This window comes from Thalassospira sp. UBA1131 (assembly GCF_002311515.1).
In the GTDB taxonomy this organism is placed as follows: domain Bacteria; phylum Pseudomonadota; class Alphaproteobacteria; order Rhodospirillales; family Thalassospiraceae; genus Thalassospira.
Genome location: NZ_DCAO01000016.1, coordinates 12,030 through 18,786, shown reverse-complemented (window position 1 = coordinate 18,786; position 6,757 = coordinate 12,030). Strand labels below are relative to the sequence as shown.

The 6,757-nt window shown below is 53.7% G+C and carries 6 protein-coding genes and 1 pseudogene; 4 read left to right on the top strand and 3 right to left on the bottom strand.

Features of this window, described 5'->3' with window-relative positions:
- The 3 genes and pseudogenes from B3Z49_RS02205 to fdxA form a co-directional block, all read right to left on the bottom strand.
- A pseudogene (locus B3Z49_RS02205) lies at window positions 1-299 on the bottom strand (hypothetical protein); the annotation flags it as partial.
- A 92-nt stretch (window positions 300-391) separates the two neighbouring features.
- Window positions 392-892, bottom strand: coding sequence for a CarD family transcriptional regulator (locus B3Z49_RS02200; RefSeq protein ID WP_008889261.1), 501 nt, complete (start codon window positions 890-892; stop codon window positions 392-394).
- Between the two features lie 309 nt (window positions 893-1,201).
- Entirely contained in the window at window positions 1,202-1,537 is a 336-nt protein-coding gene (fdxA, locus tag B3Z49_RS02195) for a ferredoxin FdxA (protein WP_007090191.1), read from the bottom strand.
- Between the two features lie 375 nt (window positions 1,538-1,912).
- Here fdxA and B3Z49_RS02190 point away from each other — a divergent pair, with 375 nt between their 5' ends.
- From B3Z49_RS02190 to B3Z49_RS02175, 4 genes are all read left to right on the top strand, one after another.
- Window positions 1,913-4,339: a putative bifunctional diguanylate cyclase/phosphodiesterase gene (locus tag B3Z49_RS02190; RefSeq protein ID WP_296987952.1), complete on the top strand. Its 2,427-nt coding sequence runs from the start codon at window positions 1,913-1,915 to the stop codon at window positions 4,337-4,339.
- 63 nt (window positions 4,340-4,402) lie between these two features.
- Window positions 4,403-4,777, top strand: a complete 375-nt coding sequence (locus B3Z49_RS02185; RefSeq protein WP_064780019.1) for a response regulator transcription factor — start codon at window positions 4,403-4,405, stop codon at window positions 4,775-4,777.
- Complete coding sequence (locus B3Z49_RS02180) at window positions 4,774-5,397, top strand: chemotaxis protein CheC (protein ID WP_063088606.1); 624 nt, start codon at window positions 4,774-4,776, stop codon at window positions 5,395-5,397. Before B3Z49_RS02185 ends, B3Z49_RS02180 begins: the two co-directional genes overlap by 4 nt.
- Before the next feature lie 14 nt (window positions 5,398-5,411).
- Window positions 5,412-6,757: PAS domain S-box protein (locus B3Z49_RS02175; RefSeq protein WP_296987947.1), on the top strand; the 1,346-nt coding region annotated here is incomplete at its 3' end.

Below are 6,757 nucleotides of genomic sequence, written 5' to 3'. Positions count from 1 at the left end.
TGCTGCAACTTGGACAGCATTTCTTCGGCTGCACCGCGCAGGAAGGCGATATCACTGATATCAACACCATCCTTGGCAATGAAGAAACGGCGAAACAGCAACAGCTCGTTGATGGTTGCAACGACATTTTCGGCCGTGCCATCGCCCCAGTAATTGCCAAGATAGACAAGCCTGTCGCCCGGTTTCATATGTTGCGCAAGTTTCCGGTGAACGGCACATAATGCGCCATGATCACCATTGATTGCGCCGACGACCCAGATTCGCTCAGCCGGCTTGATCGGCGCCAGAACTGTACTCATCGCTGTAACCTGCCCAAAACAAAAATAAAACCGGCCCAAGCGTATATCGCGGGCCGGTTTTTATAAATAGTTGTCTGAAGGGGCCTTCGCAATCAGGCAGCCTTCTGCAAAAGCTTTTCGAGTTTGCCAGATGCCTTGTCCTTGTCGATTTTTTCAATCGCGGCAAGCTCGTCAACGAGGCGCTCGAAAGCAGCTTCGTAGATCTGACGTTCGGAGAAGGACTGTTCCGGCTGGGTCGCGCTGCGGTGAAGGTCGCGCACGACTTCGGCGATCGAAACCGGGTCACCCGAATTGATCTTTGCTTCATATTCCTGGGCGCGGCGGGACCACATGGTGCGTTTCACACGCGCACGGCCCTTAAGGGTAATCAGCGCGGAATCCATCTGTTTTTTCGAGGACAGCTTGCGCAGACCGGAGTTGCCAACTTTGTTCACCGGCACGCGCAGGGTCATGCGGCTAGATTCAAAGGTAATTACATAAAGGCGCAATTCCTGCCCCGCAATTTCCTGGGTTTCCAGGCCATCAACACAGCCAACACCATGTGCGGGGTAAACAACGTAATCGCCAACAGCAAACGGCAACTTATCCGACATCAAGCATCCTTCCGGCCCAATCAGGCCTGGTCATTCAACTGCAACACTACAGAACCAGCGACGCAAAGAGCTGCACGCGACCAAGCTTTTTGGCAAAGTCGCGGTTCAGACAGGAAATTCAAATACGGAAATCCGACATTTCGGAACGAGCCTGTCGAGCCCTTAGCGCGAATTGTGAACCATAACACAACAAGCCATCAGTTTACAGGAATTTTCCCGGCAACCCGTTCAATGCAGCCATGCGCAAAACCCACTGGCGCAAACCAGTGGGTCAAAAATCGCATGTAATATCGGGGGTTAGCCCAAAAATCAGTCGCCCGTTCCCGGGGCTTCGGACAGCAATTCGGTCTTGCCGGATTTGCCGTTCCATTCATCCGCATCAGCAGGCGCATCGCCCTTGCGGGTAATATTTGGCCAAACCTCTGCAAACTTACGGTTGATTTCCAACCAGTTATCCAGATTCGGTTCGGTATCGGGAATAATCGCTTCAGCGGGGCATTCCGGTTCGCAAACACCACAATCGATGCATTCATCAGGGTGAATCACCAGAAAGTTTTCACCTTCATAGAAGCAATCGACGGGGCAAACCTCGACGCAGTCCTGATACTTACACTTGATGCAGTTTTCCGTCACCACATAGGTCATGGTGTAACTCCGTACAGGTTGCGGGGCCAGATTGCGGCTGCACCCGCTTTCGGCCATGTTCTCTCTCGGGAATTGGGTTATCACGCACAGCTGTTGTGTGCAACTCCAATAAAACCCTAATTTTTTACGTAGTATTTTCTTCACGACGCACTGACATGCTGCGTGGCGCCTGCTTCGAGTTCGCCCTCAACGCTGCAGTGCAGCGCAGAACATACAGATTTCTCGCGGCTTTTCCAGTTCCTAAATCCCGCGGAGAATTGCTTTTACCACCGCAAAGCCATAGTCTGCTTCGCAAGGGGTATAACAGAAGAAACTGTGGGGATCGGATTGCCGGAAAAAGGCCTTGATCAACAACGGCTTAGATGGCGCGATCGCTTGTCTGTCAAACAGGCAAGGATTGCGGTCGGCCTTACTTTGCTGATCGGCCTGTTATTCAGTGGCATTCAGATTGTCTGGGATCTTCGTGAAGAACAGAACCTGATTGACCGCACCGTAAACCAGGTTCTGGCGACGCTGCGCGAGTCTGCAACCCAGGCCGCTTATGGTCTGGATGAAACACTCGCAGCCCGTGTTATTTCCGGCCTGTTTGAATATGAGCCTGTCTACGCGGCCGAGCTTCGCGATAACTTCAAAAATGTTCTGGCACGCAAGACCGAACAGCCAATCAATTCCAACCGCACATTCCTGACCCAGATCATGTTTGGGGAAAACCAGGAATACGAAATCCCGCTGAATACAGACGGACCAAACGGTCTGGTCGGCCATCTTAGTGTCAAGATCGACACCGACATGATCGCAGAGGGGTTCATCAACCGTGCATCGCGCATTCTGTTATCGGGGATTGTGCGCAACCTGCTGCTCGGTCTGGTTCTGGTTGCTTTTTTCTATATCACACTGACCAAACCGCTTCTGGGCATTGCCGCACAATTACGCCAAATCGATCCGGAAAAGCCCGACTCTGCTGCCATCAACATTCCGCCGCACCATGCCCGCAATGAACTTGGCATGATCCTGCAGACAACACGTGGTCTGGTCGAACGGGTTTCATCAACACTCGACAGATTGCTTGAAAGCCAGCAAAAGGTCCGCGACCGTGAAAGCCGTCTGAGCGCCATCGTTCAAAATGTCGCGGACGGCATTCTGACCATCACGCCGACGGGCCGCATTGTCGAATGCAATGCAGCAACCAAAGAGATCCTCGGCCTGATGCGTGATGAGACACCGAAGGGCCGTACATTACATGAATTCCTGCTGCCGCGTGCTGTGCCGCTTCTCGAACACAGTCTGGAAGAACTCGCCGCACACGCCCCCGGCGCAGAGGCCGTCGAAAAACGCTTTACCCTGCCGATTGTGCGCGCCGATCAGAAGGAAATCGATGTTTCCATTGCATTGCGCCTGATCCCCGATAGCGCAACACCATTGATGACGGCTGTTCTGAACGACATCACCGTGCGAAAACGGTACGAAGAACAACTGGTCTATATGGCCAATCATGACACGCTGACCAACCTGCCCAACCGCAGCATGCTTGAACGCAGCCTGTCAGAAGCCTTGAACACCCATAAAAACAATGCTTCCGAGCACAGCGGTGCCACCGCAATCCTGTTCATTGACCTTGATCGTTTCAAGGTTATCAATGACAGCCTTGGTCATGATGTCGGTGACCTGATGCTCAAGGCCGTCGCACTCAGGTTGCAACGCGTGATCGGGCGACAGGAAATTGTCGGCCGATTGGGCGGCGACGAATTCCTGATCATTATTCCTGACCTTAAGGAAACGCAGGATGCCGTCATCCTGTCGCAGGCTGTGCTTGATGCCTTGGCACCGGCCTTTGACATCAAGGGACGCGTTCTGTTTGTCACACCGTCCATCGGGATTGCCCTTTATCCATCTGATGGGGAGGATTTCCCTGCCCTGATGCGCAATGCCGACACCGCAATGTATAGTGCGAAATCCAGTGGTGGCGGCACCTATCACTTCTTTACCAAGACCATGAACGAAAGTGCCATGGCGCGCCTTGTGATCGAAAATGATCTGCGCGAAGCTTTGGTAAAGGACGAGTTTGAACTGCATTACCAGCCGAAGGTCGATCTGCGGACAAACCAGGTTTGCGGCCTGGAAGCCCTGATTCGCTGGAAACAGCCGGGCCGAGGCTATATTTCGCCAATGCAGTTTATTCCGGTTGCCGAGGAAACCGGCCTGATCAGCAGAATTGGCGAATGGGTTTTCCGCGAAGTCTGTCGCCAGATTTCCGAGTGGGAGGCCCAGTCGCTTCCACCGATGCCGATTGCGGTCAATCTGTCACCAAGACAGTTGATCGAGGGCCACATCACCGAGACGATTTCACGCATCCTTGCCGAGACGGCAACACCAGCCGCCCGTATTGTGCTTGAAGTCACCGAAACGGCGATGATGCAGGAAATCAAGAAGGCGGCTACCATCCTTGATGAGCTGCGCCATCTTGGTTTAAAGATCGCAGTTGATGATTTTGGCACCGGATATTCGTCACTCGCCTATCTCAAACGGTTGCCGATCAATTCCATCAAGATCGACCGTTCGTTCGTTCGGGATGTCACGATCGACACAGACGACGCCGCGATCACGCGCACCATTATTGCGATGGGACATAACCTTGGCCTCAAGGTTGTCGCCGAAGGGGTCGAGACCCAGGAACAAATGAATTTCTTGCGGGAATGCAATTGTGATGAAGTCCAGGGCTTCCTGATCGCGACCCCGCTGCCGCCCGAAGAAATTGTCCAATACATTCGACGGCCATCGATCGACATGTCGAGTGAAATCTAGCCCGCCAGACATGCCCAATTGATAGATGCTTCGCCACCACTGCCCCGCAAAATCGAGATGAAAATGCCAAACACCAAATCCGTATTGCTCGTTGATGACAGCAAGTTTGCCCGCCTTCTGGTCAAGGCGTTCATTTCCAGCAATTTTGCCAATTGGGAAATCGACGAGGCCGAGGATGGCGCCAAGGCGCTTGAGATGGTTGATGCCAAAACCTATGACTACATGCTGGTTGACTTCAACATGCCGGGCATGGATGGGCTTGAACTGGGCGAAAAGCTGCGCAGCCGGTTCCCCGGGGCTGTAATTGCGCTTCTGACTGCCAATATCCAACAGGAGATCCAGAACAAGGCCGAGAACCTTGGCCTTGATTTCATCGCAAAGCCCCCGACTGAGGACAAAATTCGCGACTACATCATGTCGCGGGAAGCAACCCGATGATCGAACTGACCGAACTTGAACATGATACAATCAGTGAACTGATCAATATTGGTGTCGGGCGTGCTGCGTCGTCGCTTTCTGAAATGGTTGATCAGCCGGTTGAATTGACCGTGCCTGCCATCTCGTTTGTCGAACGGTTTTCCGACAGCGAGCTGGCCAACGCCCCGACCGAAGTTGTTTCTGCCGTCAGTCAAAGTTTTCATGGCCCGTTTACCGGTGAAGCCATGCTGGTATTCCCGGAAGTTCGCAGTCTGGAACTTGTCCGAAGCTTGCTTAAAGTCGACGTGCCGCTTGATACGCTGACCGATCTTGAACAGGAAGCCCTGATGGAGGTCGGCAACATTATCCTCAATGCCTGCCTTGGCAGTATTTCGAATGTGCTGGGTGAACCGATCAATTGCTCCATGCCGACGTTTCGCAAACGCGAAACGCGTGCATTGCTTGACGACGACACCGCAGGGGGCAGCACCGCAACGAATCCCGTTTTGATGATTTTGCATGTACAATTCATGCTGCGTCAGAACGATATCGATGGCTATGTGCTGTTTGTGATGGACTTGGAGTCCATCCAGATGTTGCGTGAACTGGTGCGGCGTTTTCTGGCCAACTCCCTTGGATAACCGGTGAGAGGTGAATGACAAAGTCGCAATCCGCTAAGGGGGATCACCCCCCGTCATTTGATCTGAACCGTGACAGCGATGCTGCTGATCTTTTTGCAGCACTGCTTGATACGGCAGATACAGGGCTGATTGCGCTTGCCCCGGACGGCACGATTTGCCACTGGAACCAGTGGATGCAAAGCCGGTCGGGCAAGGATGCGGATCAGGTGATGGGCAAGGCGTTGCACGATGTGTTCCCCGACACGAAACTGGGCCGTGTCAGCCTTGCGATTGAAGATTGCCTGAAATTCGGCATGCCGGCTGTCATTTCACCCTCTCTCAATCAGGGTGCCTTGCCGCTTCGTCCCCTACCGCAATTTGCCGCCAGTTTTGATCGTATGGAACAATCCATTCGTGTTCACCCCATCCAGACCAAGCGGAATGGCACGCTTTGTTCATTGATCATTCGCGACGTCACACTCGCTGTTCAGCGCGACCGTCTTTTACGCCAGCAGGCCGCCGAGCTGGCTGACCTTGTAACGCAAACCAAACGCAGCGAAGACCGCACACGTGCGATTTTGCAAAACACCATCGATGCCATTCTTGTCGCCTCTGATGACGGCAGCATCGAACCGCTTAATTCCCGCGCGCAGGAGCTTTGCGGTCCGACGGGTGATCCGGAACTGCGCAACATCATCCGGTTTTTGCTGCCCGACAGCGAACATACCCCACTGACGCCGCCGCCGCCGAACCGGCTTTTGACCGATCTTGGCACCGGCGTGATCGAAGTGCTGGCATCCACGCTCAGTGGTCGCAATGTGCCGCTTGAAGTCGCGATCAGCCATTTTTCCGCCGATCAGCGTTATCACTACATCATTACGCTGCGTGATATTTCCCAGCGCAAACGCCACGAAAAAGAAATCCAGCGCACGATGCAGGAACTTGAACGTTCGAACGCGGAACTCGAACAGTTCGCCTATGCCGCCTCGCATGACTTGCAGGAACCGCTGCGCATGGTTTCAAGCTACACGCAGTTGCTTGCCCGGCGGTATGAGGGGCAACTCGACGAAACTGCTGACGAATTCATTCATTACGCGGTTGATGGCACGCAACGCATGCAGCGGATGATTGATGACCTTCTGACCCTGTCGCGGGTTGGACGCCACGGCAAACCGTTCAATCCCGTGCCGCTCGACAATCTGTTTGATGCCATCGTCACCAATTTCAGGCGTGCCGGCTCCACCCCTGAAGGCAACATCATCCGCGAAGGCCACCTGCCGACCGTTATGGGCGATGCAAGCCAGTTGCTGCTGTTGTTCCAGAACCTGGTGTCAAACGGGCTTAAATACAGTGACCCGAAAAACGGTCAGGTCCGGATTTT